Source organism: Cypionkella sp. TWP1-2-1b2 (assembly GCF_049896245.1).
GTDB lineage: Bacteria > Pseudomonadota > Alphaproteobacteria > Rhodobacterales > Rhodobacteraceae > Cypionkella.
This window is the reverse complement of sequence record NZ_JAFCTX010000029.1, coordinates 1-25,367: the sequence shown is the minus strand read 5'-3', so window position 1 is coordinate 25,367 and position 25,367 is coordinate 1. Positions and strand designations below refer to the sequence as shown.

Genomic DNA, 25,367 nt, shown 5'->3' with positions numbered 1-25,367 from the left:
AAAGGGCGATACCTTGGCGATATCGCCCCTCTTTCCCGTCAGGGATCAGTTCTTGGCGAGGAAGTCACCGATGTTTGCCGGAGTCACCAGTTGGAACGGGATATAGACTTTCTGCTCAACCGCTTCGCCCTTCGACAGCTTGATCGCAGCGTCCAAAGCACCTGCGCCCTGCCCTGCCGCGTCTTGGAACACAGTTGCGTCCAATTCTCCGGCTTGCATCGCGGCCAATGCGTCTTGGGTGGCATCAATGCCCGCCACGACAACCGACGCCATATCGACGTTGGCCGCTTTCAAGGCCTGAATAGCGCCGATCGCAGATTCGTCGTTGTTGGCGATCACACCGTCAAAGGCGGTGCCCGTCGACAACCAGTTGGTCATCAGGTTTTGCGCCTCGTCCCGCGACCAGTTCGAGGTTTGCTCGGCGATGATGGTGATCTTCACGCCGCAATCCGGGCCGCCGATCACGTCGTGGATGTCTTTGGTGCGCTGCACTGCGGCTTGGTTGGAAAGCTCGCCCATGATGACATAGATGCTGGCTTCGGTCTTGCCAGCTTCTTTGAACAGACGGCAAACTTCCTTGGTTTCCAAGGTGCCAGAGTCGACTTCGTTGGAAGCCACGAAAGCTTGGTTATCGGGCAAGGTCGCGACGTTCACCGGCTCGCGGTTGACATAGACCAGCGGGATGTTGGCAGCAGCGGCAGCGTCAGACATGGCTTGGGTCGCCGAGGTGTCGACCGGATTCACGATGATCGCCGAGACGCCGGAGGCTACGAAGTTGTTGATCTGGTCCAACTGCTTGGCGACATCGTTCTGCGCGTCTTCGATTTGCAGCCCGACGCCCAGTTCCTTGGCTTTGGCATCCATGCCGTTGCGCAGCACGGTCAGGAAGTTGTCGTCAAACTTCGCCATCGACACGCCGATGCCGTCCGCCATAGCCGAAGTGCCCATCAGGGCGATGAAGCCAGCGGTCAAAAGGGTCTTTTTCATGTGTCTCTCCTCCACAAGTCGGTGTCCGGCACACCGTTTTTGGCCGGACCGCCCTCTCCCAAGGGCGGTATTCTGTCCGGGTCAGGCAGCTATGCCTGCGCGGATGAATTCCATAGATGCCGCGAGTGCCAATTTGGGGTTAGCCAGATCGTGCACTTGCGGCGCAAAGGGTTCGTAGCTGATGGCACCCGTGTAGCCAGCGGCACGCAGGGCGCGGATTTGGGCGACATTGCCCAACAGGTCATCGGCATCGACCAGAACGCGGTGCGGGTCACGCATGTCGCCCAGGTAAATGCTGTCCTTGACGCCCGACACATGCACGATTCCGGTCAGATCCGGGTAAATCGGACCACCGCCTGCAAGGGCGTGGTGGAAGGTGTCATGCACGATGTAGTAGGTGCCTTTGCCGCCGACGGCTTCGATGACTTCGGCGAGAATGTCTTTGTAGCGCAGGCTGCACACTTCAAAGCCCAGCGGTTCGACCATGGCTTTCAGGCCGTAAGATTGCAGCATCGGCAGCAAAGCGCTTAAGGCGCGCTCGGTGACTTGGCGGCTGTCTGCGCGCGAGGTCGCCACATTGTCGTTGCGCGGGATCAGGCTGATGGCTTCGGCCCCGCAGGCCCTGGCGATTTTCATAAGGGCTTCGGCCTCGGCGCGTTTGGCGTCGGACCAGTCGTTGAACATTTTCACCTCGGCAAGCGCCAGAATACGCAAGCCGCGCGCTTTGGCGGCTTTGCCCACCTCGGCGGGGTCCGCACCGTCAAACAGCGAGGTTTTGAAATCATTGCGAAATTCGACGCCCACACAGCCCAAAGACTGTGCGAGATCAAGGAAGGCCAACCAGCCCAGTTTCGGGGTGGTCATATGGTTCAGCGCGAAAGGCAACATTCTGCGAAATCCTCGACTCAGAGCCGCTGCTCGGGTCCGTTCTGACACTGTCGTGGAATTGATATTCTATTTCAAGGTAAAATTCGTCGGAAGGTTCTATTTAGGCGTCCATAGCCTGATGTGTTTTGACGAGATTCGTTGCGAAGGATTTGTGATGCGCCGCGAAATACCCGGCCAAGCGCGTGGTTAGACCGACTCGGCGATGTGCAGATCGGGCGGCAGGAAATGCTGCAGGCCGCCGGGGCCACGGCCTTCAGTGGCGGCGCGGGTCATGATGCCCATCAGATCGCGGCAGAGTTTTTCTAAGGGCGTATCCACTGTCAACGTGATCAGCCCCTCGGCCAGACCTGCGCGCGAGTCAGGGGTGAGGGCAGAAACCACCAGCGCCACATCGCCCGCAGGCCGGGCTTCGCGCAGCGCCGCAATCGCGCCCTCCATGCCACCACCGGCGACATAAATGCCGCGCAAATCGGGTTGACGGGCCAGCAGGTTGAGGGTGGCCTCATAGGTCAACTGGCGGGTCTCAAGGTTAACCAGCGTTTCGAGAACCGTCAGATGCGGCGCACATTCGCGCAGATAACCGCGAAATCCGGTCTCACGCAGCTCATGGCCATGCCAGCGGTGGCCACCGACAAACAGTGCCATCACACCGGGTTTTCGGGCGGTTTGGTGCATGAACCAAGCCGCCGTGCGGCCGACTTTCAGGTTATTCAGCCCCAAGTAGCCCGCGCGGGCACCTTGGGCGAAGTCTGACAGCAGGGAAAACACTGCAAGACCTTTGCTGGAAAGTTCCTCGACCGCTGCTGTGACTTCGGGGTGATTAACGGCGGTGGCGGCCAAGACATCACAACGCCCCGCCATGGCGCGCAGGGCGGCGGCCATTTCTCCGGGGGCTTGGCTGCTGGAAAACTCCAACACCAGACGCCCCTGCACGCCCGGAGCCTGCGCCACGGCGCGATGCAGAGCCTCGGCGAAAGCTTTGTAGAAATCCTGCCCCTGTTTGTGCAGCACGACGCCAAAGCGGATTTCGCGCAGATCAACGGATCGCGGGGAAAAGCGACGGGCGGCGGGGTGGCCGATGCGCTCGGCTGCGGCAATGATCTGGGCGCGGGTGTCTTCGCGCACCGGCTCGCGTCCGTTCAGCACGCGGTCTACTGTGGCGATGGAAACCCCCGCCGCGCGCGCCAAATCTGCCATGCCCAAACGTTTCATCGCATCCCCCTGATGAATTTCCATCACCGATATGGGTATTCTGACGAGATATGATGAGAAATGCCAGAGGTGGCTTGGAGAAAATGGAATATATCTTCTATCTTATCCGTAGAACTGGTCGGAGAGGGGCTGCTATGACAAAGCGCGATTATTCACTGCTGGGCCCGGATGGGGCGCGGGCGGTTGCGACTGGGCTTGCGGCGGCGGAGTGGTATCACACCGAGGTGCCGCGCAAAGAGATGAAGGCGTTGATGCAACGCTCGGACAGCCCGGCGATCCGGGATACGGTGTTGCTGTATGGGCTGATGATCGCCTTCGCCGGGATCGGGATTTATCTGTGGCCGTCGTGGTACAGCGCGCCGTTCTGGCTGGCTTATGGAGTGCTGTATGGCTCGGCGTCTGACAGCCGTTGGCATGAATGTGGTCACGGCACCGCGTTCAAAACACCTTGGATGAACAATCTGGTGTTTGAAATCGCCAGTTTCATGATCATGCGCAATTCGGCGACCTGGCGCTGGAGCCATGCGCGCCACCACACCGACACCTATATCGTCGGGCGTGACCCGGAAATTGCGATCATGCGACCGGTGGTGTTTGCCAAGGTGATCGCCGGGTTCTTCGGGATACCGGATGTGGCGGCGTTCTTCCCGCGCATGCTGTATAATGCGTTCATCGGCGTGCATCCAGCCGAGAAGACCTTCGTGCCGCAAAGCGAATGGCCGAAAGTGGTGCGGGTGGCGCGGATTTCGACGGCGATTTATGGCGCGACTTTGGCTTTGGCGCTCTGGATGGGGTCCATTCTGCCGTTGATGGTGATCGGCCTGCCCCGGCTTTATGGCGCGTGGCATCATGTGATGACCGGGCTGTTGCAGCACGGCGGGTTGGCCGACAATGTGATTGATCACCGGCTGAATTCGCGCACGGTGTATATGAACCCGGTCAGCCGCTTCATCTATTGGAACATGAATTATCATGTCGAGCATCACATGTTCCCGATGGTGCCCTATCATGCGCTGCCCCGGCTGCACGACGCGATCAAGCATGACCTGCCTGCCCCGAATACCTCGATTGCGCAGGCGTTTCGTGAAATGTGGCCCGCACTGCGCCGCCAGTTGGCCCATGAGGATTATTTCCTGAAGCGCAGCTTGCCCGCCAGCGCCAAACCTTACCGTGAAGATTTCCACCTGGCCGCACTTGGTGCCGCCCAGACTGCTGCGGAGTAGATGATGACCCAATGGATTGACGCTTGTGCCACCGATGACATCGACGCGGAGGATCTGATCCGCTTCGATCATGGCGGGGCTACTTATGCGATTTACCACGCGCCGGATGGCAAGTTTTACGCCACAGCGGGCAAATGTACCCATGAGGAGGTGCATTTGGCGGACGGGCTGGTGATGGATTATGTCATCGAATGTCCCAAACACAACGGCCAGTTTGATTACCGCACTGGCGAGGCAAAACGTGCGCCCGTTTGCATTAACCTCAAAACCTATCCGGTGAAGGTTGAGGCCGCGCGCGTCTTCATTCAGGTGGCTTGAATGGCGCGTTTGACGGTGAAGGATTTGCTGGATCAGCGCGGCAAGCATCAATTTGCCATGCTGCGGGTGGAGACGTTGGAGGAAGCGGAGGCCGCCGAGAAGGCCGGGGTTGAACTGTTGTCAATCCCGCCTGCGATGATCCATGATCGGCAGTTTCGCGATGCTGCGCCAAATGCCTTCGCCTTTCCGGGCGATAATTTCTACGAGATCGGTGATACGGCGGATTTCCTGAAATGGGCGTTTCCGCTGTTCAAGGCCGGGGCGGATGGGTTTTATTGCTCGGGGTCTTTGCAGACAGTTAAAGCGATGGCGGATCACGGCTTGCCGGTCTGTGGCCATGTCGGGCTGATCCCGTCAAAGCGCACATGGACGGGCGGTTTCAAGGCGGTGGGCAAGACCTTGGCCTCGGCGCAACTGGTCTATCAGCAGTGCAAGGCTTTGGAGGCGGCGGGGGCGTTTGCGGTGGAAATCGAAGTGGTGCCACATTCGATCACCGAGGCGATTGCCGCCAAAACCGGGCTGTTCCTGATCTCGATGGGGGCGGGGCCAGCGGGCCATGCGCAGTATTTGTTCAGTGATGATGTGCTGGGGCAAACGAGCGGCCATGTGCCGCGCCATGCCAAGCGCTACGCCGATTTCGCCAGCGAACACGCGCGGTTGCAACAGTTGCGGATTGCGGCGATGACGGCGTTTGCCAGCGATGTGCATGGCGGAGCCTATCCTGCGCCACAGTATATGGTCGACAGCGACGCCGATGTGGTGGCGGCGTTTCGGGCGTGGCTGGAGCGGCAGGACCAGGCCTTCCACTAGCGGCTGCCTTGGCCCAAAATGCAAATGCCCACCGCGTCACACGGTGGGCGTTTTGCTGTTCGGCAGAGATATGGCGACTCCGGAAGTTATCCGCGATTGGCGTGATAACAACGGGTTTGACGGAAAAGTTCCAAGGCCGCAGGTCAAGACAAATCAAGACCTTAGCAACAACGGTTCCAACTCAAAAACCGCCCTCGCGGAGGAAAACACCAGCGTCCTAATCTCAACCAAGGCTTTTCCAAGCGAACAGGCATTTGCCGGAAAAGCTCGCATCAGGAACCACGAAACCGCGACTGCTTTGTGCCATGCAATTCTCGCTTGCAACCGTGCCGACGCCTGCGAAATCATGGCAGTGGCCTTCGAGGATCTTTCCATCGGCATGCCGATTGCGCCGCTGTTTAGCGTGATGGATGAGGCTTGGTTTTGGGCCAGTGTGTCAACTCAGAATGAATTGAAAGCCTACACGCTGGCCTGTTTCACCAGCATGACGCCCCGCAATCAAGCGGCCTTCCTCGCCTACGTCCAGCAATCGAGGGCGGCATGAGCTTGGAAGATGTAAGGGCCGCGCTGCATCACGCCCAGGACGTAAATTTGCACGATGATCTGGACCGGCAGCGCACAAATCTCCAGGCAACATCTGCGAGCGTTACACCCTTGCGCGCTGGTGGCGACCAGCTGAGGCCGCGCGCCAAGGCGTTGCTGGCAGCTGCGGTTTGGTCTGGCGACTTTGAGGCTTCGGTTGATCGCGACTATCTGGTGAAAGGATGGCTAGACCGTGGCGCCGTGTCGGTGATCTACGGGCCGTCAAACGTGGGCAAGAGCTTCCTTGCCCTGGACCTGGCACACCACATCGCCAAGGGGCTGCAATGGGGCGGCCGCCGCGTGAACGCGGGTCGGGTCCTGTATCTTGCGGCCGAGGGTGGCACGACCTTTGCCAACCGGGTGGCGGCGCTGCAAGATCCTGCATTCTGGGTTTTGCAGGTGCCTTTGACCCTGACCGGAAAAGACAGCGCGGCGGCAGCGCTTTCGGAAATGATGCAGCACCTCGCTGCGACAGGCGGCGGGAAATTTGATCTGATCATCCTCGACACGCTGAGCCGCGTCATGGGTGGCAATGATGAAAACGCCGCGCCCGATATTGCCGATCTGGTTTACAACCTCGACCATATCCGGCGTGCCACCGGCGCGCATGTCCTGATCGTGCATCACACTGGCAAGGATGCGGGACGCGGCGCGCGGGGCCATTCCTCGCTGCGCGCTGCAATCGACATTGAGATTGAACTTTCGCGGGATGACGCAACAGGGGTCATTACTGCGGAAGTGACAAAGCAACGTGATGGGCCGACCGGCTACAGGTTTGCCTATTGCCTTCGCCAAGTCGAACTTGGCCGGGATAGCGATGGCGACCCGGTGACGACCTGTCTTGTCGAGCCGACGGATTCCGCACAGGCGGGCCGGGTGGTACTGTCGGATGCAGCGCAGAAAGCTGTTGGCATCCTCGACAAGATGGTTGCTGAGGGTGGCGAGGTTATCCGCCACACCAGCTATCCCGGAACGCCTTGTGTGCCTCTGGCCGCGTGGCGTGAAGCCTGTCTCGCTGAGGGGGCCATTTCTACCGGAAAAGACCGGGAAGGCACGAGCAGGGTATTCCTGCGCGCCCGCACCGATCTTGAGGCGAAGCGGCTTGTTTTAGTGCGGGATGATAACGCTTGGGTGGTGCAGAAATGAACCGGACAGCACTCACTTGTCCGGTCCTGTCCGGTCTGTCCGATGCACCGGACAGCAAGCGTCTGTTCGGTCCTGTCCGGTCTGTCCGGTTTCCACATAACCAACTGACAATTAACAACAATGTCAAAGAATGTGCCTTGTCCGGTTATGTCCGGACAGCACGGCACGGCGTTATGTGTTCCGGACACTTGGGGGGAAAGGGGAAACCCCCTTTAAGGGGGGTTCCCCTTCCCACCTCCGGGATACGCCCGAAATCGTTTGGTCTGTCTGGTGCTGGGGAGTTCTGGCGATGAATAGAAGTGCTCGAAGGAAACTCGCAGCGAATGCCGAAGCTCTGTCGGTGCTGATGGCTGCATCGTGCTTGGGCTACAGCAAGGCCGGGGCATTGGGGCGGATCAAGGATGCTCGTGCCACCAAGGCGCTCGAGGGTGCCTTCGCCTCGATGCTGCGCCAAGGCGGTGAGCCGGTGGTGATCCAGATTGGCAACGCGGTGGCGAATGCTTTCCCCTTCCAATCTGTGCCTGATGTCATCTTTGCATCCTTGGATAAAGCATGGCTTGCGGTTGGCATCGACAGCGAAGGCAGAGGAACCTACGCCATGCCGCGTCTAGTGGTCGCGGGCCGCACAGAGGCGCAAGAGCGCGACATTGCCGAAGTCGCCATGCTGGGCGAGTTGGCGCGCGAGTTAAATGTTCCTGGCTTTCCCGTCGGGACAATGGCGGGGCGCAGATAATGGCGCTCGGGTCCTTCGTAGGCAAACTCTGCACACGGGTAATTCGCACCCCGTTACATCGGTGTGGGGTATTTTTTTACCACCTTGCTGTCGATGTTGCTGTTGTTGGCCTTGATATCATTGGTGCCAAATCAAAAAAATTGGCAGAGTGGGCTATGTGCAGGGCACAAAATCACCCCCGTTATTCGGCGAGTGGGAAAACCCCGAAACAGCGCGGCCTGTGCCACCGTGGGTGGCGTGGCGCTGAATTTGATCAATCTTACCTTCCGACCCCCAACAAATTGGAGAGAAAAATGGATCCTGGGATGACCCCTGACGAAAGAGTGTGCGCCACGGTAGTGGCAGAACTTCACCATGCAATGCGGCACCTGATGGGCGTAAACGGCTTGTCGGTGACTGAAATACTTTCCGTCATGCACGCGGAAATTGTCACGCAAATAACATCGGTCTTTGGCGGGCGCGTTGCGGCGGAATGTTGCGAAGCTGCTGCGAAGCGGGTGGCTGAATTGCCGCCCAAGGCCGACTTCGCGGCAGATATCACAGGCGCGGTGATGCAGTGAATCCGCGCTTTGACCTTACCGGCGAAATTGGCCTCGACAGCGCAACCGATGCCTCGATCGGCGCGTTCTGCGATGCGAACCCCGGCCCGATCAACGTTTTTATAAACAGCTTTGGTGGCATCGCGACCGAAGGCGCGGCGATCTTTGCGGCGCTCGAGCGGCACGGCAACGCCACGGCGCTTGTGCAGGGTGTTGCGGCAAGTGCGGCCTCTCTGGCGATGCTGGGCGCAAAGCAGGTGCTGATCGCGGACTCGGCCCTGGTGATGATCCACGAACCCGGCGCGCTTGCCTTCGGCACGTCTGGTGACATGCGCGCGATGGCCGCAACTCTGGAAAAGATGACTGCGGTTTATGCCGCGATTTATTCCCGCGCGACTGGCAATCCAGTGGCTCGCGTGTCGGCATGGATGGCCGAAGAAACCTGGCTTACCGCAGAAGAAGCGGTGGCCCTTAACTTCGCCGATGCGATTGCACCGGCAGTGAAGGACGCGGCTGTTGCCGCCGCGGCTTTCGACTATCGCAAATTCAAAGCTGCACCGCCGCACCTGGTGGTGCAGGCATTGAAAAACGGCTGGGCGACCGCATCGCTCGAACCCAAATATGGATTGAAGGTATGAACGTGATTCTGAATAAGACCGGGCATGTCCCGGCGCGAACCCTGGCACAAATGCGGCTGGTGGCCGCAAAGGCCGATCTGAAACCTGCGCTGATGGAAGCGTTTGCCGAAGGAGCTGCGGCGCATGGCATGACCGCCATTCAGGCCGAGGCGGCGATTGCTGGGGTGGTGTTAATGGCGACCACGCCGCTTGCGCGGAACGTCGATGACGCGACTCTGATCAAGTTGACAGATGAATTTCTTGCCAAGGTCAACGGCACTGAGACGGGCACCAAAGGCGGAACGCCCGCAGATCCCACCGCTCTGGCTGGGGAAGTCCTGATGGCTTACCTTGCCGCTGAGGATGCAAAACAGCCGGTTCCCCGCAGCGCCCAATACACAGTCGGTCAATCCTGGGAAAGTTCGGCAGCGATGGCTCACAAAATTACAGACGCTCGCGCTGCTGCGATTGCGCCCATGATGGGCCTCAAGCATGAGCCTACCGTGGGCAGGGAGTTGTGGGCCCCAACACGCTGGACCATGCGCGCCAGTGGGCGAAGCAAAGCGGCGCTCAGATGCGCAGCGAAGCCGATATGATGGAAGCACTCGTGACCGGACGGGTGACGGGCAAGATTGCTTACATGTCCGGCTCGCATACGACTTCGGACTTTCCCACCATCGCGGGCGGTTCAGTCCAGATCTTGATTGGCCGCGCCCTCGAGCAGGCTCCGGTTGGTCTGGCACTTTGTGCCAGCAAGATCACGGCAAGCGATTGGCGCGCGCGCAAGATGCCCAACGCATCGGCTGCAAGCTCGCTGTCAAAAGTGATGGAAGTCGGCGATGTGAAGTTCCGCACGATTGACACATCCGGCGAAACTGTGCCGGCACCTGATCGCTATGCCGGTGCCTTCCGCGCGACCGAAGAACCGCTGACGAATGCCGCATCAGGTGGTTATGACCCAGAGATTGCGATTGCCAAGGCGCTACTGGACGCGGCGCAGGAATCGCAGCGCAGTGTCTTGGCAGCGGCGATCACCGGCAACGCGGCGATGGCAGACGGAAACCTTGTGTTTTCTGCGGGCCACGCCAACATCGCGGGCGCGGCAGCGGCGATCACGGTGACAAGTCTGGGCGCAGCGCGCACGGCAATGCAGCGGTTTGTTGACAGCCGCAAAGCCGCGCGTCCGGTAACGCCATACATCATTCTGGTGCCCCCGGAAAAACAAACCGAAGCCGAGCAGATCATTGCCCAGATCACTGCTGCAAAGTCATCTGACGCCAACCCATTCGCGGGCAATCTTCAGGTGGTTTCAGACCCCGGCCTTGTCGGAACGGCGACCTATCATTGGTATGTGTTGCCCGATCCGGCCACGACCGATGGCTTAGCGCTGATCACGATGGAAGGCATGGATTCGCAGCAAGTCGAGGCGCGCGACGCTTGGCCGGATTTCGGGATGACCTGGCGCGTCCAATGGCCTCTGGCGGCGGCATTCGTGCGCTCGAGCTGGTATCGCACCCAAGGCGCGTAAACGCGCACAGGAGGGGCGGCAAGGGCCTGGCGGGAAAACCTGCCCGGCTTCTTCATGCTTGGCGTTAAGCAGTGATCGTTGGTGGGGGGTGACGTGCTATTCTGCCGGGCGGTGGCGGTTCTGATCGTCCAGCGACTTGGCTTCTCGGCGCAAGGCCAGCACGCCCACGCCCGCAACCACCAGTGCGACCACCGGAACGATGAATTCAAACAGGGTCATGCTTCACCTCCTTACGCAGATATCCAAGAATATAGTGCGAAACCGCGTGCATTGCGAGTCCTGTGATTCCCCACCAAAGCGTTGCCAGTGAGGCGTTGCTGATGTTCTCGGACAAGGGACGCAAAACGGCAAAGCCGAGCAGCCCAAGGCCCACGGCGTTGATGAACCCGGCAAACAGCTTCACCCGTTCGTTGTGCTTCCCCAGCGGATCACGCGCCGTCTGCATCGGTTTCACCTTTCATTCTACGTCTCGCTTCGTGGCATTGCATTAAACCGCTCATTTTTTGGGGCTAACGGTTGCCCCTGCTGCCTTCACTGCGTCGAGATGATCCGAAATCATCTGAAGTTTCTCTTGTATGTCAGGCTTGCCCAGATCGGCTAAGTCTATGTTGATCGAGAGACTTGCAGCGGTTTGCTTTTCATCAAGCGAATCCTCAAGACGCGAAACTATTTCGGCGTTCATGCTGCGGTTGTTCGCGTCAGCGGATGCCTTGATGCGGTCGCGCATTCCATCAGGAAGGCGGATTACGAACTTTTCACTCTCACGGCCCGTCGAAGTTGCCACGTCGATTCCCCAATTTTGTGGCACCGTGCCACATATATCTGCTTGACGAAATGAAGGCACCGTGCCATCAATAAGGCACCGTGCCATCAATGGTGACTATATGACCGACCGTAAACCGCTCCAACTTCGCCTACCGCCCGATCTGAAGACCTGGCTTAAGGCCGAAGCCGAGAAAAACGGCGCAAGCCAGAATAGCGAGATTGTCCGGGCGATCCGCGAGCTCATGGACCGCAACCGCACCGAAGCCCTGCAAACCCAATAACACCTGCAAACCCAATAACAACGGAGACACCAATGCCCCACCAGAACCCCGCGCCGGGGAACGAACCCGGCTTGCCAAATCTCAAGGATGTTCACTTCAACGCCATGCTTGTCGCAGATTTGTTTGCTGCACTGGTGGGTCTGCAAGACTTCGGTGGCCGCGAATCCGGCCCGATTTTCGCCGTTGCGCGGGCAAGTGAACCGCTGGCGCGCGAATTTGCCGCCGATCTGGAACGGGTGATGTGATGGGAACGCAATTTACCCGCCGCGCCCTTGGGGGCGTTCTCGCCGGATTTGTGGGCGCTGCACCCGTGGTCGGTGACTCTTGCCCTATGCCGCAGCCTTCGCAGATGATGCGTCTGTATCACTACTGGTTGCGGCATCGCGCCACCTTCAACAGTTTTGACGTTGATTGCGCCGAGGCAGATGCGGCTTGGGCCAAAATGATGGAAGCCGAAAGGCACATTGAAGCGGTGCCCATGGTCGAAGCTCGCGATTTTGCCGTGCGGATTCTGGTTTCATCTGATCTGGGCGGCTTGGACGCGACGGAGCATATCATTGCGGAGGCTGCCGAAATGGTAGGTGTAATGGTTTGAACGCCCTGCGCCATGTGAAGCGGTTGCTTCCAGCGGAAGGCGGTGCGCAATGACCGCGCCGAATCCTGCGCCGGAAAATGCCCCGCAGTTACCCACGCTGCACGACATTCACACCCACACTCTGCAGCTGCAGGGTCTGATCGAGGCGCTCGACGTCCTGCAAGAGCTGGGCGGCGCGAAGTCCGCGCCGATCTGGGCGGTGGTAACAAGCGCTGTACCGTTAGCCCGCAAAATTTCCCGCGATATTGAGAGGGTGATGTGATGCGCACCCAATTCACGCGCCGCACCCTGCTGACAGCCGCGCCAGTGCTTGCGCTGGCCTCGATGATCGAACCACCCGCCCTACCTGCGAGTGTTACGCCACAGCTGGCAGTCACAGAAAATTCCTTGCTCGAGTTTTTCCAGACATTGCGGCAGATGGACAAAGCAGGCCGCGCCAGCATGGTAGAATGGCTGCGCGCCCAAGATCACAAGATCTTCAATGCCCTCGCAGACCCGGTGGAACGCTACTGCGCCCATCTCAACGCTGCCGATCAGGTTCGCGGGTGAAGGCAAGATTATGACTGGGAAAGACCGAAGACAAACGGCATCACTTGACACCATCCTAATTCAAATGCTAGTTGGGTTCAAATGATGCCTTTCGGAGTGAGCCAATGAAACGATCCGCCATGCTTTACTGTGCAGACTGTACTGCGCCGCGTTACAAAGTCTTGAAACAGCGCGAGCAGTTGCCCTTTGTGCCATCCGATGACGATCTTAATGGTAAATGGGCCAACTTCAACTTGGATGACGCCTTTCGCTTGCGCTTGATGCTAGACCTCATTGGAGGCGAATCCAAAGATGAAACCCAGCTGAACGGGCTGGGTCCTTCCTATGCGGCAGAGATTGTAGGCAATGCGATGGGCCTCTTTCCTCGCCACCCGCTCAACCAAGTTGAGCCGGATGACTGGTGGGCAGGTCTGGTGGTGTTTGAGGACACCACGAGCGAAGGCGAGCAAATCCGTTTTTCCGAGTGGTATATCGGAGAATTAGCCAACCTTGGTGCTTGGGTTGCTGATCGGCGCGTCCGGCCATGTGCGGGACCAAATGGGGCGATCCTCACCCGTAACCTACCCGTGGTCCGTATCTTCCTTGCAAACGTCACCCGCGCCGCAAACTTCACCCGCGAACGGGCCTGTGCAATGGGGCTGCCAGCGGGCGAGGATTTTTCGCTGGTGCCGGTCTGATGCTGCACCGCTTTCCCTTGCCGCTTCCATGGGGTCACCTGACGCTTCTGGACCTGGTCGAACCTGTTCGCAAAACCAAGACGGAAAAGTATTTTCGGCACTGCCTCTACATCTTGAACCGCCAATGCAAAGGCGGAAAGCAGATAATTATGCAAGGGCCAGAATTTCTAATCCCGAAGGTGGCACCGACCGAGGGGCCGTTGCAATGAGCAATTTCTCGCAGATTTTAGCACACGGCGAATGGCCGGAAAGGATGAAAGCCTAATGGCCGCCCGCCCCTCATTCCCGTTTTCCACTGGGTTGCGCCGCGCTTCCGCTGCAATTCATTGCGGCGTTTCGGCAGGGCACTTTGACTGTATGGTGAAAGAGGGCGTTTTGCCTGCGCCGCGCGATCAGGGTGGCGTCAAGACATGGCTACGGCAAGAGCTAGATGAGGCGCTCTTTTCATTGCCGACAATCGGGGATGAAGGAGGCGGCAACACATGCGACGAGGCATTCGGACTGTAAAGCTAAAGCACCTCAATACCGCAGGATATTTCCCAAGCGGCAACGAGCGGCTTTACTATCGCCCCAAGGGTCAAAAAGGCATCGCCATGCCCGACCTGCCCCGCGATCACCCCAAGTTTCTTGCGGCCTATGCGGCGGCAGCTGGCCTGTCACAATTGCCCATGCCTTCGGCGCGATCTGGCAGCATAGGGGCAGGCGTCACTGCTTTTCTGGTATCGGCTGAGTATCTCGCGCAATCACCTGGCGTAAGGGCGCACTGGCGGCGCGCGCTGGACCGCATCCGGGCGAAGTGTGGCAACGCGAAAATGAAGGATCTTCAACCTCAGCATATTCAGAAGGATTTGCAGGGCTTGAACCCGCACCCGGCGAACAACCGTTTGCGGGTTTGGCGCGCGATCTGCAACTGGTGGAATGATCAGATTATGATTCCGGGGAATCCCGCCGCAGAGGTGAAGCGGCACAAGGTTCCCAAGTCGGACGGCTTCACGGTATGGCTAGAAGCCGACATTGAAGCATTCCGCAATCACTGGCCGCTGGCATCCGCCGAGCGTCTGGCCTTTGAAGTGCTGCACTGGACCGGGGCAAGAATGTCGGATGCTATCGCTTTGACGGAAGGCATGGTCGGCAGGGATGGCTGGCTGACCTACACCCAAGGCAAAACCCGCAATGAGGTTGTGCTGCCGTTCCGGGCATCCGCCCCCGAATTTTCGGGGCCTGATGGGCAAGCGATGCTCCTGGCGGCGGTTGATGCCAGGCCGTCACGCCATGCCGTGCTGATCGTCACCAGCTTCGGCAAACCCCGCTCTGTGAAGGCCGCGTCTGCATAGTTTGCAGCGGCGGCACGCGCGGCAGGAGTCAAAGGTAAATCGGCTCACGGGTTGCGCAAGTGGCGCGCGGGTTTGATGGCCGGAAACGGCGCAAGCACCAACCAGATTGCGGCATGGCTGGGCCATGAATCTCTGAAAATGGTGGAGCACTACACCAAGAAGGCGGACCGTAAACGGATGCTGGCTGGAACGGGCGGGGAACGCCAAAGTTCCAACTTTTTGACAGAAGTTCCAAAAGAGGCAGTAAAGTGATGGAAAATCATATGTTTAAGAAAGCTATGGCGACTCCGGAAGGACTTGAACCCTCAACCCCAGACTTAGAAGGTCCGTGCTCTATCCAGTTGAGCTACGGAGCCGCATTTGGCCTATGTGCGGCAGGAACGGCCGTTACGCAAGGCTGCGCGTCAGGTAAAGCGAGTTCGCATCAAGGCTGTAGCCTTCAAACGGTGGGCAGTTTTCAAAGCCCGCTTTGTAATACAGCGCGCGGGCTGCCACAAAAGTGGGCTGTACGCCGGTTTCAAGTGACAGGCGGGTCAGGCCTGCGGCTTTGGCTTCAGCCAAGAGGTGATCGAGCATGGTGCGCGACAGGCCCCTGCCCCGGGCTTCGATCAACACATGCATGGATTTGATCTCGGCATGGGCCGCGTCGATCCGTTTGAGCGCGCCCATCGCCAAGGGTTTGCCCGCGTCGCGCAGCACGAAGAAATCCACCGCTGGTATCGCCAGTTCCGAGGCATCCATCATATGGATGCTTTCTGGCGGCGTATCGGCGTGCATATCGGCGGTGTGGCGCTGCATCAGCAGGGCCAAATCTGCGCTCAGCGGGCTTTCCTTGGCGATGGTTATGCTCATTGTCCGCCCATCATATTGGTGCCGTTGACCAGCATTCCGCCCGTTGCAGTGGATTCAAGTTCCCACACCAAGGCGCCGTTTTCGCCGGGTTTCGCCATGCCTTCAGCCATTTTCAGGACGGGAATGATCTGACCGGTCATTTCGGGCGGACCAGCGGCGAGGGCTTGTTCCACCGCCGTCAAACCAGTTGCAGTGACTGTGGCTTTGCCGACGGGCATTGGTGTGGCGGGGCCGGCGCTGAACAGGCCCTCATAAGTGACCGTGTAAAGCGGCGAGGTCACAGAGCCTGGGGCGAGGGTGATATCCACCGCGCCATCGGGCAGCAGCGCGGCGAGCAAGGCTTGATCCTGCTCTGGCGTATTCGGTTTCGGGTTCACCAGATCGACCGTATCCAGCAAGATCGCCACCGGAGCCGCCAGATTGAAGCGCGAGGCTTTGAAATCGAGGCTAAGCGCTGTCGGCACCAGCTGCGCCGCCCATTCCGGCACAAGACCTGCGGGCAGGCTGAGGCCATTCAAGGTGAAGGCTTCGCGGAACAGGCCGTCAGTCACGATGCCGTTCATCTCAATCTCAAACGCCAGATCAGTCAATCCGACCAAACCGACCGGGGTTTCCACTTTGACATCACTCAGCGTGCCGGTGCTGCCAAGATGCGCAAACAGCGGCAGACCGTCTTTGATGATGCCTTTCAGCGTGGCTTGCTGGGCTGCGGCGGCGGCGGCATCGGGATTGGCGACCGCGAAGGCCAGCAATTTATACATGGCATCGGGGCGCAGACCGGTAATGTCAGCGGTGCCTGATTGGGTGGCCGCCGTCAACTTGATTGGCACGCCCATTTCTGGGATGGTCATGGTCTCCGAGAGGCCGGTCGCCTCGTATGTGGCTTTGCTGTCAACGCCGCCATCCGCGCCTTCTTCAGCGGTGCTGTCGTATTTCATGCTGGCGACGCTGTAGGCGATATTGGAATCGATCTTGGTGTTGGCATCCGTAATCTTCTCGGTCACCGAGATATCGCTGGCTGTGGTGGTCGAAGTGGTGAAACTCTGTAGCGCGGCATCGAAGGTGCCGGTGCTTTGCAGGCTGGCGACTTTCACCACGATATCGGCAGTGCCGGGCACAGACATCGTGAAGTCAATCGCTTGATCTTGCTCCATTTCCCAGGTGCCATCGCCGTTGTCGGTCAGGCTGAATTCAATCGGCGTGATGGTGGTTTTCACCTCGGGCGGGGCCTTGGCGATCAGCGGCGCGAAATCGAGGGTGACATCGTAATAATCGTCTTCGGGCGTTACGGTGACGACGCCTTCAGTGGCCCCGAGATAGGTTTGCAAGGTGGCGGTCAGGGCTTCGGCACCCTCTGGCGTAGCTTCAGCAGTAGCAAGGCTGGCGCAGAGGCTGAGCGGAATCGCAATAATGGCGGCATAACGCATGGGTAAATCCTTCTTTGAGTTGAAATATGGCAGACAAAAATCGCCCTAAGCTTGGGCGGAGGTCATGATTAATGTGTCCAGACACCGCGACGGTCGGTCGCGAAATTCTCACCATAGCCGCGCTGACGGATCAAGGCTTTGCGCTTTTGCGGCTCGGTTACGTCAAATTCAATAGCGTTTGCAGTGGCATAGGCTTCAGCCGCCTCACGCGACTCAAAGCGCAGTTTGACCTGCGCCTGGGTGTCCGAAGAACTGGTCCAGCCCATCAGCGGATCAACCTCACGCGCAGAATCCGGGGCGAATTCCAACAACCAATCGGTGGTTTTCGCGGTGCCAGATTGCATGGCGGTTTTGGCAGGCTGATAGATGCGGGCGCGCATGATGAAAACTCCCTGAGTGTTGGGTAGGTTTATTCCGAAATTGGCGGGAAAACGCAAGCCAGAAGGCGCTGTCGGTTGATCGCGAGGGGTGTGAGTGGGGTGTGTGGTGCGACCAACCGACAGCTGAGTATGCTGCTTGCAGGCATAGATTGCCGCAAGTTTCGCCGCTAAACAACTATAAAGTGCATCTTTGATCTGCATTTTCGTTAAAATTGCATTGCTTTTGTTCACGTTAGCGAAAGATAGGTTAATAGCTGCTTTCACATGCCTTTGTTTTCCGTACCCCTTCCCCGTGAACAAAAACGGAATACATTGGGTTGCGGAGGGAATCGCAGGAAGGAATCACTGTGCCCCATAACAACATCAATGCCCTGTCCGAGCGCCCCGATGTGCTGACCCGCCCCAAGCTGGAAGGCGGGCGGCGCTTCGTCTTGAAAACGCCGTTTGAGGCAGCGGGCGACCAGCCAAACGCGATTGCGGCGCTGTCACAGGGCGTGCTGGAGGGCGAGCATGATCAGGTTTTGCTGGGAGCAACGGGCACCGGCAAGACGTTCACCATGGCGAAAGTGATCGAGCAGACCCAGCGTCCTGCGATCATTCTGGCCCCGAATAAAACCTTGGCCGCGCAATTATACGGCGAATTCAAGGGCTTCTTCCCCGACAATGCGGTGGAATACTTCGTTTCCTACTATGATTATTACCAGCCCGAAGCTTACGTCGCCCGCACCGACACCTTCATCGAGAAGGAATCCCAGATCAACGAACAGATCGACCGGATGCGCCACTCGGCGACGCGGGCGCTGCTGGAACGTGACGATGTGATCATCGTGGCCTCGGTTTCGTGCATCTACGGCATCGGCTCGGTGGAAACCTATTCGGCGATGACGCAGGATTTGCTGGTCGGGCAAAGCTATGATCAGCGGCGGGTGTTGGGCGAGTTGGTGGCGCAAGCCTATAAGCGCAATGATCAGGCGTTTCAGCGCGGCACTTTCCGGGTGCGCGGCGATTCGGTCGAGGTTTGGCCGGCCCACCTTGAAGATCGCGCATGGCGGTTTTCGTTTTTCGGTGAGGAGCTGGAGGCGATTATCGAATTTGATCCGCTGACGGGTGCGAAAACCGATAACTTTAAGCAAATCCGCATCTATGCCAATTCGCATTATGTCACGCCGCGCCCGACGATGAATCAGGCGGTGATCGGCATCAAGAAAGAGCTGCGGCAGACGCTGGATTTGATGGTCAGCCAAGGCAAACTGCTGGAGGCGCAACGGCTGGAGCAGCGCACATCCTTCGATCTGGAAATGCTGGAGGCGACCGGGGTTTGCAACGGCATTGAAAACTATTCGCGCTATCTGACCGGGCGTGCGCCGGGCGAACCGCCACCGACGTTGTTTGAATTCATCCCCGACAATGCCATTGTTTTTGCGGACGAATCCCACGTTTCGGTGCCGCAAATCGGCGGCATGTATAAAGGCGACTTCCGGCGCAAGATGACGCTTGCCGAACACGGTTTCCGCCTGCCGTCCTGCATGGACAACCGCCCGCTGAAGTTCGAAGAATGGGACGCGATGCGGCCGCAAACCGTGTTTGTCTCCGCCACCCCGGCGAAGTGGGAGATGGAACAGACCGGCGGCGTGTTTGTCGAGCAAGTGATCCGCCCGACGGGGCTGGTCGATCCGCAGATCGAAATCCGGCCCGTGGATATGCAGGTCGATGATCTGCTGGACGAGATCAGGCGCGTCGCCGCCTTGGGCTTGCGTGTGCTGGTGACGACGCTGACCAAGCGGATGGCGGAAGATCTGACCGAGTATTTTCACGAACAGGGCATCCGCATCCGCTATATGCATTCGGACATCGACACCATTGAACGCATTGAAATCCTTAGAGATTTACGGCTTGGGGCGTTTGATGTGCTGGTCGGGATTAACCTGTTGCGCGAAGGTTTGGACATCCCGGAATGTGGCTTGGTGGCGATTCTGGATGCCGATAAAGAAGGCTTCCTGCGTTCGGAAACCTCGCTGATCCAGACCATTGGCCGCGCCGCGCGCAACTCCGATGGCCGGGTGATCATGTATGCCGACCGGATCACTGGTTCTATGGAACGCGCGATTGGTGAGACCACGCGGCGGCGCGATAAACAGATTGCTTACAATACCTTGCACGGGATTACCCCGACGACGATCAAGAAAAACGTCGAGGATGTGTTGCTGGGAATTTACCAAGGTGACACCGATCAGGCGCGGGTGACGGCGAAAATCGACCGTCCGATGCTGGGGCATAACCTATCCAGCCATCTGGATGCTTTGCGTTTGGCGATGCGCAAAGCTGCCGAAAATCTGGAGTTTGAAGAAGCCGCACGGATGCGCGATGAGGTGAGGCGGCTGGAGGCGGTGGAACTGACCATCGCTGATGATCCTTTGGCGCGGCAATCGGTGGTCGAGGACGCCGTTGAAGATGCTGTGAAAATGTCCGGTCGATCAACTGGCGGGCGTGCCGGGATGCGGGGTGGTAAAGCAAGGCGGCGCAAGTAGCTTGGTTAAAACGCTGCGATCACCTCGTACATCACCGGCTCGAAGCCTTTGCACAGGGTGTTGATCAGACGGTTGCGCTCGCGCATTTCCGGGCTGCGCAGCATCGCCTGATAATCCTCGCGCCGCTGCCATTTTGAATAGTTGCACACCCGCGTCATCGCGTCGTTCATATGCAGGCCCGCGCCGATAAAGCCCTGTTGATGCCGGATAAATTCGTCGTAGGCGGCTTGTAGTTTCTCCATCAGATCATGCGCGGTGGCGGGGGTCATCTCGAAGGTGATGATGATGGTCTGGCCTTGGAAGCTGGCTGAGATTTCGGGCATGGCGGGCTCCTTTTCAGCAAGGCTAGGCGGTGGCGGTGAATAGGGCAAGGGACTTGGCAGCAGCGGCTTTTCGCGGCATGGTTGGGTCAGATAGAAAAGGCGTGCGATATGAAGATCTTAGATCCGAATGATCCGTTCTTTGCCAAGGCTTGGGTGCGGTGGGTGACCTGTGTTTTGCCGATGCTGTGGGGGCTGGTGGAGTTTTATTTCAACAGCCCAGGTTGGGGAATTTTGTTCGTGGCAGCAGGGGCTTACGCGTTTTACATGCTGATCATCAAGCGTGCGGACAACGGATAGAGCCGCGCATTTCGCCGGAATCGCCAGTGAGCGAGGATTCGCGCAGTTTGCAGCCCGTCACCTCGGGGATCAGGGCGATCATTTGGGCGCGGATATCGTCATGTTCGCCGCACTTGGCATAGCCTTGGCGGATCACCTCGACCCGCTTTTCGGTATAGAAAACAGTGTATTGTCGGCCGTCTCGGGTTACGTCCACCCGCTTGGCATTGAAGAATTCCGGGGCGGGTTGGGCACCACAGGCGGCGAGGATCAGCAGGGGGATGAAGGCTTTCATGGCCTCAGTCTGGCGGGGATTGGTTAAGCGCTGGTTAACGGCGATGTCTCGCCGAAGTGTGAAGGCGAGGGAACCGGTACGGGGTTGGGGCGTTGATGGATATCAGCCAATTTCATAGGAGGCTTCCATGACCATCAAATCTTACATCCTCGTTGGTGTCGCGGCATTCGGGCTATCAGGCTGCTTGGAAAACGACGCCCAGCGCGGCTTGGCGGGCGCGGCAGGCGGCGCGGTGATCGCTGGGGCCACGGGCGGCAATGCGGTGACGGGCGCTGTCATTGGCGGCGCGGGCGGTTATTTCTGCCGCGATCTGAAGGTGCCGGGTTGCCGGAATAAGTGAGGGTTGGAGTGAGGGGCGGGACAGTTGGCCCGCCCTTTTGGTGCCGATGAGGCTGCAAAAAGAGGTTTTAACCTACCTATCTAAGCTTCAATCGCGTGAAACACCGTTAAACACTTCTGTTACCCTAATAAACACTTCTTTTACTCTAACCTCTTGCCAGACTTCTTAACGGATACCACTTGCCCATACATAGCAACGGATAAACACTCGCAATCAGACTGCCAGATTAAGAACCCATAACTTGTCTGCCCTACAACTGAACCAGAGACTGAGTGATCCTCAAACTCAATAGATACACTTTCAGCGGTTTTTAATTTATCCGCATGATAATTAGCAAACTGAATAGAAGTAAGTATTATCATCGACTTAGCTATTAGACGGATGCCCGATCTATATGTGTCAATGCTGCGTGTTAGAACCGCAATCGAACCTCTAAGTCCAACGAGTTTGCTATCAGCCAAATCAACTTTATTTTCTGCTCTCTTTTCTGATCGAGGTAGAAAGCCTACCTTACGAGACATTCTGTAGAGGAACTCGCCCGCGATCGCCCCAACCAACAAGTATAGTACCCATGCACCAATTCCATTTAAAAGCGCAATCGCGGCGAAAAATACTGAAACTAGAATCTCTAAATAAAACTTGGCAAATATAAATCTGTAGACTCTGCGAGAAATCAGACGCTTGAAGAAAAATCCTTGAAAACGCGCTGCAACGAGTCTCACAAGGCTAGAAAATAAGGATGCCAATGCCCAAGCCAAAACCCCAACGCCGATAATTCTAAATTGAAGTTGCGCTAAAAAATATGGGTCAACAAGTTGAAAATCTTGATCTCCAAGGAAGGTTACGCAACTTCATAAAAAAATCGCATCGACGGATAGTATAAATATAATGTCTTGCCATTTCCAGAGAAAAATGCGCTTAGGAAAATCTAGCATTAATGCTCCATTGTTATAGCCCTAAGTCACTACCAACCTTAATCACCTAGGCACACGAATGGTTGCACCATTCTCTTTCGCCCACCCGCTCTAGAAGAGGACAGCCTTAGCTGTCCATTTTTAGCGCGCTGATAAACGCCTCCTGCGGAATCTCCACCTTGCCAAACTGACGCATCCGCTTTTTCCCGGCCTTCTGCTTCTCCAGCAGTTTCTTCTTCCGCGTCGCGTCGCCGCCGTAGCATTTGGCGGTCACGTCTTTGCGCATGGCGGACAAAGTCTCACGCGCGATCACGCGGGCGCCAATCGCCGCCTGGATCGGGATTTTGAACATGTGGCGGGGGATCAGGTCTTTCAGTTTTTCGACCATGGCGCGGCCACGGGCCTCGGCCCGATCCCGGTGGACCATCATCGACAAAGCGTCGACGGATTCCTCATTTACAAGAATCGACATTTTGACAAGGAAATCTTCACGATATTCCGAGATGCTATAGTCAAAGGAGGCATAGCCCTGGGTGACCGATTTCAGGCGGTCGTAGAAATCGAACACCACTTCGGCCAGCGGCAGATCGTAGACCACCATGGCGCGGGACCCGGCATAGGACAGGTCCATCTGGATGCCGCGGCGGTCTTGGCAGAGTTTCAGCACGTCGCCGAGGTAGTCGTCGGGGACCATGATCGTGGCCTTGATCCGGGGCTCCTCGATGTGGTCGATATAGGTGAGGTCGGGCATGTCGGCGGGGTTGTGCAGGTCTTGCACGGTGCCGTCTTTCATATGCAGTTTGAAGACCACCGAGGGGGCGGTGGTGATCAGGTCGATGTCATATTCGCGTTCCAAGCGGTCACGGATGACTTCGAGGTGCAGCAGGCCAAGGAAGCCGCAGCGGAAGCCGAAGCCGAGGGCTGCGGAGGTTTCCATCTCGGTGCTGAAGGACGCGTCGTTGAGGGATAGCTTCTCGATGGCGTCGCGCAGGGCTTCGAATTCGGCAGCGTCGACCGGGAACAACCCGCAGAACACCACGGGTTGCGCGGGTTTGAAACCGGGGAGGGCTTCGGTGCAGCCCTTGCGTTCGTGGGTGACGGTGTCGCCAACGCGGGTGTCGCGGACTTGTTTGATGGAGGCGGTGAAGATGCCGATTTCGCCCGGCCCAAGCTCATCAATATCGACCATTTGCGGCTTGAGGACCGAGAGTTTGTCGATGCCGTAGACGGCGTTGGTTTGCATCATGCGGACGCGGTCGCCCTTTTTCATCAGGCCGTCCATGATGCGCACCATGACGACGACGCCGAGGTAAGCATCATACCAGCTGTCCACCAGCATGGCTTTCAAGGGTGCGTCGCGGTCGCCCTTAGGGGGTGGCAGACGGGTGACGATGGCTTCCAGCACCTCGGGGATGCCGAGGCCGGATTTGGCCGAGATCAGCACGGCATCAGAGGCGTCAAGGCCTATCACGTCTTCGATCTGCTGGCGGATGCGGTCGGGCTCGGCTGCGGGTAGGTCGATTTTGTTGAGGACCGGGACGATTTCGTGACCGGCATCGAGGGCTTGGTAGACGTTGGCAAGGGTTTGCGCCTCAACCCCTTGGGAGGCATCAACGACCAGCAGCGAGCCTTCTACTGCGCGCATCGAGCGGGAGACTTCGTAGGCGAAATCGACGTGGCCGGGGGTGTCGATCAGGTTCAGGATGTAGGTTTTGCCATCTTTCGCCGGATATTCGATCCGCACCGTGTTGGCCTTGATGGTGATGCCGCGCTCGCGCTCGATATCCATGCTGTCCAGCATCTGCGCCTTCATATCGCGCGCAGCCACCGTGCCGGTCATCTGAATGAGCCGGTCGGCGAGGGTGGATTTACCGTGGTCAATGTGGGCCACGATGGAGAAGTTGCGGATGAGATCAAGCTGGGTCATGCGCGCGATATAGCTTGGTTTGGGGGGGGCGGGAAGGGGGTTGTGGGCGGTGGGGTGTGTCCACGCGTGGACAGGGGGGTGGGGTGTGGGATTTCAAGGGGTTAGCGCATGCTTGTTCATCGTTTGTTAAGGTTTGCAGGCGCTGGAGCAGACGCAGGGCCCTAATGGCGGACGCAGCGACCGTCTGGCCATAAGGATAGATGGTTGGTGAGGGTGAACGCCGTGATCGATATCAACGGCGATGTAGAAATTGTGGAGGTGACCAAATTGGGTCATGATAGAGTGGCAAGATTGGGTTTTGTTGCGCTATCAACGTCGAACACGCCAACCAAGGACGAAAGAGTTTGGACGAAGAGCAGCGCTTGAATCTAGAGGATATTGTTGACGAGAGAACCGAGGCGGAAGCTAGTATCCTGATGCTGCGTGCGGCAGTTCGCCTGCTTCCCTATCTTCACCCTGACTTTCCAGACTATCTGAAGCTTGGACTCGATGAGTGGCGTATCACAAAGCGGCAGGAGCCGTTTATGCTTTCGATTCTTCGCGCATTACAACTTTCATATGTTCTCTTTGATCAGCCCGAAAGCGTATAATTTGAGAGCATTGACGAGTTTCGAAGTGAGAATATTGCGAATTTTCACAACAATTCCAAGACCCTACTTTCATCTCGCTGGTTGGATATTCTGTGGGTAATCGAACACACGCTCGCCTATTTCGATCCGCATGAAAACAGTAAGGCGCGCGACCTATCCGTCGAAGTCTTGCTGGAAGCCTGCCGACATGATGTAGAAAACAGCTCCTATTGGGAATTATTAAATGACGATGAGAATCTGTCGGAAGAAAATCACCTAAAGATCATAGTTTCAAAGCTCTACAACCATCCAGATTTCAACGATGACCCTCTAGACAGTTGGCGTTCTCCATTTGAAGTTGTCGGGTTCGCAGAAGCACTTCATCAATCTGAGAGCGAAGGCTTATCCCCTTTGATCCGGCGGCACATGATGTAGTGCGACGCGGCTTGCCAACTTAAAATGTTCTGGTATTGTTCTACTCATGCCAGCCAGATGGAAAAATGACAAACCTATGTCCCGCCAAGCGTTCGACGCTCGGTTTTCCGACGAGGAAGCGTGCTCGCATTATCTGGCGGAGCATCGTTGGCCCGATGGCTTCGTCTGCCCCTCCTGTGGCACCTGCAAGGGCTGGCCTCTAGAGCAAGTCGCCGTTCATATGATTCAGGCTTCCCATCTTGGACGGTTTCTGATTCCCTGATCTTTCCAGATATAGGGGATCGAGATGGGCAAATCACATCCTATGGAGCTTCGCA

The 25,367-nt window shown here is 57.7% G+C and carries 35 protein-coding genes, 1 tRNA gene and 2 pseudogenes; 24 read left to right on the top strand and 14 right to left on the bottom strand.

Annotated features, from left to right (window positions below):
- Nucleotides 1-45: 45 nt before the first annotated feature.
- From ACP7AP_RS17255 to ACP7AP_RS17245, 3 genes are all read right to left on the bottom strand, one after another.
- Complete coding sequence (locus tag ACP7AP_RS17255) at nt 46-987, bottom strand: sugar ABC transporter substrate-binding protein (RefSeq protein ID WP_426036022.1); 942 nt, start codon at nt 985-987, stop codon at nt 46-48.
- Nucleotides 988-1,068: 81 nt separating this feature from the next.
- Nucleotides 1,069-1,875: a TIM barrel protein gene (locus ACP7AP_RS17250; RefSeq protein ID WP_426036020.1), complete on the bottom strand. Its 807-nt coding sequence runs from the start codon at nt 1,873-1,875 to the stop codon at nt 1,069-1,071.
- Nucleotides 1,876-2,061: 186 nt separating this feature from the next.
- A complete protein-coding gene (locus ACP7AP_RS17245; protein ID WP_426036018.1) occupies nt 2,062-3,087 on the bottom strand; it encodes a LacI family DNA-binding transcriptional regulator in 1,026 nt (341 codons plus the stop codon).
- Between the two features lie 134 nt (nt 3,088-3,221).
- Between ACP7AP_RS17245 and ACP7AP_RS17240 the strand changes: the two genes are divergently transcribed.
- From ACP7AP_RS17240 to ACP7AP_RS17195, 10 genes are all read left to right on the top strand, one after another.
- Nucleotides 3,222-4,310: a fatty acid desaturase family protein gene (locus ACP7AP_RS17240; RefSeq protein WP_426036017.1), complete on the top strand. Its 1,089-nt coding sequence runs from the start codon at nt 3,222-3,224 to the stop codon at nt 4,308-4,310.
- Nucleotides 4,311-4,313: 3 nt separating this feature from the next.
- Nucleotides 4,314-4,628, top strand: coding sequence for a MocE family 2Fe-2S type ferredoxin (locus tag ACP7AP_RS17235; RefSeq protein WP_426036015.1), 315 nt, complete (start codon nt 4,314-4,316; stop codon nt 4,626-4,628).
- The gene (locus ACP7AP_RS17230; protein ID WP_426036013.1) at nt 4,629-5,438 is read left to right on the top strand and encodes a 3-methyl-2-oxobutanoate hydroxymethyltransferase; all 810 of its coding nucleotides are present in this window, start codon (nt 4,629-4,631) and stop codon (nt 5,436-5,438) included. It abuts the gene before it with no gap.
- Nucleotides 5,439-5,481: 43 nt separating this feature from the next.
- On the top strand, nt 5,482-5,982 hold the full coding sequence (locus ACP7AP_RS17225; protein WP_426036011.1) for a hypothetical protein: 501 nt from the start codon (nt 5,482-5,484) through the stop codon (nt 5,980-5,982).
- Nucleotides 5,979-7,166, top strand: a complete 1,188-nt coding sequence (locus tag ACP7AP_RS17220) for an AAA family ATPase (RefSeq protein ID WP_426036009.1) — start codon at nt 5,979-5,981, stop codon at nt 7,164-7,166. The genes ACP7AP_RS17225 and ACP7AP_RS17220 overlap by 4 nt, the downstream gene beginning before the upstream one ends.
- A gap of 289 nt (nt 7,167-7,455) precedes the next feature.
- Nucleotides 7,456-7,899 carry a hypothetical protein gene (locus tag ACP7AP_RS17215; RefSeq protein ID WP_426036007.1) on the top strand — a complete coding sequence of 148 codons (444 nt, stop codon included), beginning with the start codon at nt 7,456-7,458 and terminating at the stop codon, nt 7,897-7,899.
- Nucleotides 7,899-8,459, top strand: coding sequence for a hypothetical protein (locus ACP7AP_RS17210; protein ID WP_426036005.1), 561 nt, complete (start codon nt 7,899-7,901; stop codon nt 8,457-8,459). Before ACP7AP_RS17215 ends, ACP7AP_RS17210 begins: the two co-directional genes overlap by 1 nt.
- Nucleotides 8,456-9,076 carry a head maturation protease, ClpP-related gene (locus ACP7AP_RS17205; protein WP_426036003.1) on the top strand — a complete coding sequence of 207 codons (621 nt, stop codon included), beginning with the start codon at nt 8,456-8,458 and terminating at the stop codon, nt 9,074-9,076. The genes ACP7AP_RS17210 and ACP7AP_RS17205 overlap by 4 nt, the downstream gene beginning before the upstream one ends.
- Nucleotides 9,073-9,651: a hypothetical protein gene (locus ACP7AP_RS17200; RefSeq protein ID WP_426036001.1), complete on the top strand. Its 579-nt coding sequence runs from the start codon at nt 9,073-9,075 to the stop codon at nt 9,649-9,651. Before ACP7AP_RS17205 ends, ACP7AP_RS17200 begins: the two co-directional genes overlap by 4 nt.
- Nucleotides 9,630-10,583: a Mu-like prophage major head subunit gpT family protein gene (locus ACP7AP_RS17195; protein ID WP_426035999.1), complete on the top strand. Its 954-nt coding sequence runs from the start codon at nt 9,630-9,632 to the stop codon at nt 10,581-10,583. Before ACP7AP_RS17200 ends, ACP7AP_RS17195 begins: the two co-directional genes overlap by 22 nt.
- Before the next feature lie 96 nt (nt 10,584-10,679).
- Here ACP7AP_RS17195 and ACP7AP_RS17190 read toward each other — a convergent pair whose 3' ends face one another.
- The 3 genes from ACP7AP_RS17190 to ACP7AP_RS17180 are packed head-to-tail and all read right to left on the bottom strand — an operon-like array spanning nt 10,680 to nt 11,367.
- Nucleotides 10,680-10,802 (bottom strand): hypothetical protein, encoded by a 123-nt coding sequence (locus ACP7AP_RS17190; RefSeq protein ID WP_426035997.1) that lies wholly within the window; start codon nt 10,800-10,802, stop codon nt 10,680-10,682.
- A complete protein-coding gene (locus ACP7AP_RS17185) occupies nt 10,789-11,028 on the bottom strand; it encodes a hypothetical protein (protein ID WP_426035995.1) in 240 nt (79 codons plus the stop codon). The genes ACP7AP_RS17190 and ACP7AP_RS17185 overlap by 14 nt, the downstream gene beginning before the upstream one ends.
- 51 nt (nt 11,029-11,079) lie before the next feature.
- A complete protein-coding gene (locus ACP7AP_RS17180) occupies nt 11,080-11,367 on the bottom strand; it encodes an Arc family DNA-binding protein (protein ID WP_426035993.1) in 288 nt (95 codons plus the stop codon).
- Nucleotides 11,368-11,467: 100 nt separating this feature from the next.
- On the opposite strand from ACP7AP_RS17180, the gene ACP7AP_RS17175 reads away from it, so the two are divergent.
- From ACP7AP_RS17175 to ACP7AP_RS17140, 8 genes and pseudogenes are all read left to right on the top strand, one after another.
- Nucleotides 11,468-11,629, top strand: a complete 162-nt coding sequence (locus tag ACP7AP_RS17175) for an Arc family DNA-binding protein (protein WP_426035991.1) — start codon at nt 11,468-11,470, stop codon at nt 11,627-11,629.
- A 32-nt stretch (nt 11,630-11,661) separates the two neighbouring features.
- On the top strand, nt 11,662-11,874 hold the full coding sequence (locus ACP7AP_RS17170) for a hypothetical protein (RefSeq protein WP_426035989.1): 213 nt from the start codon (nt 11,662-11,664) through the stop codon (nt 11,872-11,874).
- Nucleotides 11,874-12,224 (top strand): hypothetical protein, encoded by a 351-nt coding sequence (locus ACP7AP_RS17165; protein ID WP_426035987.1) that lies wholly within the window; start codon nt 11,874-11,876, stop codon nt 12,222-12,224. Before ACP7AP_RS17170 ends, ACP7AP_RS17165 begins: the two co-directional genes overlap by 1 nt.
- A 49-nt stretch (nt 12,225-12,273) precedes the next feature.
- A complete protein-coding gene (locus ACP7AP_RS17160; RefSeq protein WP_426035986.1) occupies nt 12,274-12,486 on the top strand; it encodes a hypothetical protein in 213 nt (70 codons plus the stop codon).
- Nucleotides 12,486-12,773 (top strand): hypothetical protein, encoded by a 288-nt coding sequence (locus ACP7AP_RS17155; protein WP_426035984.1) that lies wholly within the window; start codon nt 12,486-12,488, stop codon nt 12,771-12,773. The genes ACP7AP_RS17160 and ACP7AP_RS17155 overlap by 1 nt, the downstream gene beginning before the upstream one ends.
- A 104-nt stretch (nt 12,774-12,877) precedes the next feature.
- Complete coding sequence (locus ACP7AP_RS17150) at nt 12,878-13,450, top strand: hypothetical protein (protein WP_426035982.1); 573 nt, start codon at nt 12,878-12,880, stop codon at nt 13,448-13,450.
- 482 nt (nt 13,451-13,932) lie between these two features.
- Entirely contained in the window at nt 13,933-14,784 is an 852-nt protein-coding gene (locus ACP7AP_RS17145; RefSeq protein ID WP_426035980.1) for a site-specific integrase, read from the top strand.
- A 15-nt stretch (nt 14,785-14,799) separates the two neighbouring features.
- Nucleotides 14,800-15,036 (top strand): annotated as a pseudogene (locus ACP7AP_RS17140) (tyrosine-type recombinase/integrase); the annotation flags it as partial.
- A gap of 27 nt (nt 15,037-15,063) precedes the next feature.
- On the opposite strand, the gene ACP7AP_RS17135 reads toward ACP7AP_RS17140, so the two are convergent.
- The 4 genes from ACP7AP_RS17135 to ACP7AP_RS17120 form a co-directional block, all read right to left on the bottom strand.
- A tRNA-Arg gene (locus tag ACP7AP_RS17135) sits at nt 15,064-15,140 on the bottom strand.
- Nucleotides 15,141-15,171: 31 nt separating this feature from the next.
- Complete coding sequence (locus ACP7AP_RS17130) at nt 15,172-15,636, bottom strand: GNAT family N-acetyltransferase (RefSeq protein ID WP_426035978.1); 465 nt, start codon at nt 15,634-15,636, stop codon at nt 15,172-15,174.
- A complete protein-coding gene (locus ACP7AP_RS17125) occupies nt 15,633-17,063 on the bottom strand; it encodes a hypothetical protein (RefSeq protein ID WP_426035976.1) in 1,431 nt (476 codons plus the stop codon). The genes ACP7AP_RS17130 and ACP7AP_RS17125 overlap by 4 nt, the downstream gene beginning before the upstream one ends.
- A 68-nt stretch (nt 17,064-17,131) precedes the next feature.
- A complete protein-coding gene (locus ACP7AP_RS17120) occupies nt 17,132-17,443 on the bottom strand; it encodes an ETC complex I subunit (protein WP_304927604.1) in 312 nt (103 codons plus the stop codon).
- A gap of 347 nt (nt 17,444-17,790) precedes the next feature.
- Here ACP7AP_RS17120 and uvrB point away from each other — a divergent pair, with 347 nt between their 5' ends.
- Complete coding sequence (uvrB, locus tag ACP7AP_RS17115) at nt 17,791-19,971, top strand: excinuclease ABC subunit UvrB (protein ID WP_426035974.1); 2,181 nt, start codon at nt 17,791-17,793, stop codon at nt 19,969-19,971.
- A gap of 5 nt (nt 19,972-19,976) precedes the next feature.
- On the opposite strand, the gene ACP7AP_RS17110 is transcribed toward uvrB, so the two are convergent.
- Entirely contained in the window at nt 19,977-20,294 is a 318-nt protein-coding gene (locus ACP7AP_RS17110) for an antibiotic biosynthesis monooxygenase family protein (protein ID WP_426035972.1), read from the bottom strand.
- 108 nt (nt 20,295-20,402) lie between these two features.
- Here ACP7AP_RS17110 and ACP7AP_RS17105 point away from each other — a divergent pair, with 108 nt between their 5' ends.
- Entirely contained in the window at nt 20,403-20,591 is a 189-nt protein-coding gene (locus tag ACP7AP_RS17105) for a hypothetical protein (protein WP_426035970.1), read from the top strand.
- Here ACP7AP_RS17105 and ACP7AP_RS17100 read toward each other — a convergent pair.
- Complete coding sequence (locus ACP7AP_RS17100; protein WP_426035968.1) at nt 20,569-20,865, bottom strand: hypothetical protein; 297 nt, start codon at nt 20,863-20,865, stop codon at nt 20,569-20,571. The genes ACP7AP_RS17105 and ACP7AP_RS17100 overlap by 23 nt on opposite strands.
- 127 nt (nt 20,866-20,992) lie before the next feature.
- Here ACP7AP_RS17100 and ACP7AP_RS17095 point away from each other — a divergent pair, with 127 nt between their 5' ends.
- Entirely contained in the window at nt 20,993-21,205 is a 213-nt protein-coding gene (locus ACP7AP_RS17095) for a hypothetical protein (protein ID WP_426035966.1), read from the top strand.
- Nucleotides 21,206-21,345: 140 nt separating this feature from the next.
- On the opposite strand, the gene ACP7AP_RS17090 is transcribed toward ACP7AP_RS17095, so the two are convergent.
- Entirely contained in the window at nt 21,346-21,963 is a 618-nt protein-coding gene (locus ACP7AP_RS17090) for a hypothetical protein (RefSeq protein ID WP_426035964.1), read from the bottom strand.
- Nucleotides 21,964-22,246: 283 nt separating this feature from the next.
- Entirely contained in the window at nt 22,247-24,046 is a 1,800-nt protein-coding gene (gene lepA / locus ACP7AP_RS17085; RefSeq protein WP_426035962.1) for a translation elongation factor 4, read from the bottom strand.
- Nucleotides 24,047-24,390: 344 nt separating this feature from the next.
- On the opposite strand from lepA, the gene ACP7AP_RS17080 reads away from it, so the two are divergent.
- The 3 genes and pseudogenes from ACP7AP_RS17080 to ACP7AP_RS17070 all read left to right on the top strand — a co-directional run.
- Nucleotides 24,391-24,636, top strand: coding sequence for a hypothetical protein (locus ACP7AP_RS17080; RefSeq protein WP_426035960.1), 246 nt, complete (start codon nt 24,391-24,393; stop codon nt 24,634-24,636).
- Between the two features lie 81 nt (nt 24,637-24,717).
- Nucleotides 24,718-25,050 carry a hypothetical protein gene (locus tag ACP7AP_RS17075; protein ID WP_426035958.1) on the top strand — a complete coding sequence of 111 codons (333 nt, stop codon included), beginning with the start codon at nt 24,718-24,720 and terminating at the stop codon, nt 25,048-25,050.
- Between the two features lie 46 nt (nt 25,051-25,096).
- A pseudogene (locus ACP7AP_RS17070) lies at nt 25,097-25,258 on the top strand (transposase); the annotation flags it as partial.
- Nucleotides 25,259-25,367: the final 109 nt, after the last annotated feature.

Bases quoted from the DNA above. Each gene is read 5' to 3' on its own strand.
- ACP7AP_RS17165 (WP_426035987.1), top strand. From the start codon at position 11,874: ATGGGAACGCAATTTACCCGCCGCGCCCTTGGGGGCGTTCTCGCCGGA.
- ACP7AP_RS17155 (WP_426035984.1), top strand. From the start codon at position 12,486: ATGCGCACCCAATTCACGCGCCGCACCCTGCTGACAGCCGCGCCAGTG.
- ACP7AP_RS17160 (WP_426035986.1), top strand. From the start codon at position 12,274: ATGACCGCGCCGAATCCTGCGCCGGAAAATGCCCCGCAGTTACCCACG.
- ACP7AP_RS17150 (WP_426035982.1), top strand. From the start codon at position 12,878: ATGAAACGATCCGCCATGCTTTACTGTGCAGACTGTACTGCGCCGCGT.
- ACP7AP_RS17230 (WP_426036013.1), top strand. From the start codon at position 4,629: ATGGCGCGTTTGACGGTGAAGGATTTGCTGGATCAGCGCGGCAAGCAT.
- ACP7AP_RS17195 (WP_426035999.1), top strand. From the start codon at position 9,630: ATGCGCAGCGAAGCCGATATGATGGAAGCACTCGTGACCGGACGGGTG.
- ACP7AP_RS17245 (WP_426036018.1), bottom strand. From the start codon at position 3,087: ATGAAACGTTTGGGCATGGCAGATTTGGCGCGCGCGGCGGGGGTTTCC.
- ACP7AP_RS17175 (WP_426035991.1), top strand. From the start codon at position 11,468: ATGACCGACCGTAAACCGCTCCAACTTCGCCTACCGCCCGATCTGAAG.
- ACP7AP_RS17130 (WP_426035978.1), bottom strand. From the start codon at position 15,636: ATGAGCATAACCATCGCCAAGGAAAGCCCGCTGAGCGCAGATTTGGCC.
- ACP7AP_RS17125 (WP_426035976.1), bottom strand. From the start codon at position 17,063: ATGCGTTATGCCGCCATTATTGCGATTCCGCTCAGCCTCTGCGCCAGC.
- ACP7AP_RS17110 (WP_426035972.1), bottom strand. From the start codon at position 20,294: ATGCCCGAAATCTCAGCCAGCTTCCAAGGCCAGACCATCATCATCACC.
- ACP7AP_RS17210 (WP_426036005.1), top strand. From the start codon at position 7,899: ATGGCGCTCGGGTCCTTCGTAGGCAAACTCTGCACACGGGTAATTCGC.
- ACP7AP_RS17145 (WP_426035980.1), top strand. From the start codon at position 13,933: ATGCGACGAGGCATTCGGACTGTAAAGCTAAAGCACCTCAATACCGCA.
- ACP7AP_RS17120 (WP_304927604.1), bottom strand. From the start codon at position 17,443: ATGCGCGCCCGCATCTATCAGCCTGCCAAAACCGCCATGCAATCTGGC.
- ACP7AP_RS17240 (WP_426036017.1), top strand. From the start codon at position 3,222: ATGACAAAGCGCGATTATTCACTGCTGGGCCCGGATGGGGCGCGGGCG.
- ACP7AP_RS17190 (WP_426035997.1), bottom strand. From the start codon at position 10,802: ATGACCCTGTTTGAATTCATCGTTCCGGTGGTCGCACTGGTGGTTGCG.
- ACP7AP_RS17220 (WP_426036009.1), top strand. From the start codon at position 5,979: ATGAGCTTGGAAGATGTAAGGGCCGCGCTGCATCACGCCCAGGACGTA.
- ACP7AP_RS17200 (WP_426036001.1), top strand. From the start codon at position 9,073: ATGAACGTGATTCTGAATAAGACCGGGCATGTCCCGGCGCGAACCCTG.
- ACP7AP_RS17185 (WP_426035995.1), bottom strand. From the start codon at position 11,028: ATGCAGACGGCGCGTGATCCGCTGGGGAAGCACAACGAACGGGTGAAG.
- ACP7AP_RS17250 (WP_426036020.1), bottom strand. From the start codon at position 1,875: ATGTTGCCTTTCGCGCTGAACCATATGACCACCCCGAAACTGGGCTGG.
- ACP7AP_RS17095 (WP_426035966.1), top strand. From the start codon at position 20,993: ATGACCATCAAATCTTACATCCTCGTTGGTGTCGCGGCATTCGGGCTA.
- ACP7AP_RS17105 (WP_426035970.1), top strand. From the start codon at position 20,403: ATGAAGATCTTAGATCCGAATGATCCGTTCTTTGCCAAGGCTTGGGTG.
- ACP7AP_RS17215 (WP_426036007.1), top strand. From the start codon at position 7,456: ATGAATAGAAGTGCTCGAAGGAAACTCGCAGCGAATGCCGAAGCTCTG.
- ACP7AP_RS17170 (WP_426035989.1), top strand. From the start codon at position 11,662: ATGCCCCACCAGAACCCCGCGCCGGGGAACGAACCCGGCTTGCCAAAT.
- ACP7AP_RS17255 (WP_426036022.1), bottom strand. From the start codon at position 987: ATGAAAAAGACCCTTTTGACCGCTGGCTTCATCGCCCTGATGGGCACT.
- ACP7AP_RS17235 (WP_426036015.1), top strand. From the start codon at position 4,314: ATGACCCAATGGATTGACGCTTGTGCCACCGATGACATCGACGCGGAG.
- lepA (WP_426035962.1), bottom strand. From the start codon at position 24,046: ATGACCCAGCTTGATCTCATCCGCAACTTCTCCATCGTGGCCCACATT.
- ACP7AP_RS17100 (WP_426035968.1), bottom strand. From the start codon at position 20,865: ATGAAAGCCTTCATCCCCCTGCTGATCCTCGCCGCCTGTGGTGCCCAA.